This window comes from Corynebacterium sp. ACRPZ (assembly GCF_022346205.1).
Lineage (GTDB): Bacteria > Actinomycetota > Actinomycetes > Mycobacteriales > Mycobacteriaceae > Corynebacterium > Corynebacterium lehmanniae.
Map to the genome: position 1 here is coordinate 1 of NZ_JAKRMR010000036.1, position 1,115 is coordinate 1,115.

At 54.9% G+C, this 1,115-nt stretch carries 1 rRNA gene; it reads left to right on the forward strand.

Going from position 1 to position 1,115, the window contains the following annotated elements:
* Positions 1-1,115: ribosomal RNA gene (locus MHX64_RS11855) — 23S ribosomal RNA — on the forward strand; the annotation flags it as partial.

Genomic DNA, 1,115 nt, shown 5'->3' on the forward strand with positions numbered 1-1,115 from the left:
CATGAGTAACGAATGGCAAGTGAGAATCTTGCCCGCCGGATGACTAAGGGTTCCTGGGTCAAGTTCGTCTTCCCAGGGTGAGTCGGGTCCTAAGGCGAGGCCGACAGGCGTAGTCGATGGTCAACGGGTTGATATTCCCGTACCCGTATATGCGCGCCCAGTATCGAAGCGGTGATACTAACCACCCTGACCCGCCGACCGTTGCCATCCTTCGGGATGGTTGGTTGGCGGTGATGCGTGGGGCCTGATCCGTTGTAGGTCAGTGATGGGGTGACGCAGTGAGGTAGCCGAGCCGCTGATTGGATTGCGGTGCAAGCGTGTGGCACGACACCACGGTAAATCCTGGTGTTTTTTGTGTGAGGCGTGATGCGTAGCCCATAGTTGGGTGATGTTGGTGATCCTGGACTGCCGAGAAAAGCCTCTAGCGATGTGCGTATACGGCCCGTACCCATAACCGACACAGGTGGTCAGGTAGAAAATACTGAGGCGAGCGGGTGAACTGTGGTTAAGGAACTCGGCAAAATGCCCCCGTAACTTCGGGAGAAGGGGGACCCACACTGGTTACCGGTCATACGATTGTGTTGCTGGTGTGGGTCGCAGAGAAGAGAGGGGAGCGACTGTTTATCAAAAACACAGGTCCGTGCGAAGACGGTTAAGTTGATGTATACGGACTGACGCCTGCCCGGTGCTGGAAGGTTAAGAGGACCCGTTAGGACTTTGTCCGAAGCGGAGAATTTAAGCCCCAGTAAACGGCGGTGGTAACTATAACCATCCTAAGGTAGCGAAATTCCTTGTCGGGTAAGTTCCGACCTGCACGAATGGCGTAACGACTCCCCTGCTGTCTCAACCACAGGCCCGGTGAAATTGCAGTACGAGTAAAGATGCTCGTTTCGCGCGGCAGGACGAAAAGACCCCGGGACCTTCACTATAGCTTGGTATTGGCATTCGGTGCGGTTTGTGTAGGATAGGTGGGAGACGTTGAAGCATGCACGCTAGTGTGTGTGGAGTCGTTGTTGAAATACCACTCTGACCGTAGTGGATATCTAACCTTGGCCCATGATCTGGGTTGGGGACAGTGCCTGGTGGGTAGTTTAACTGGGGCGGTTGCCTCCCAA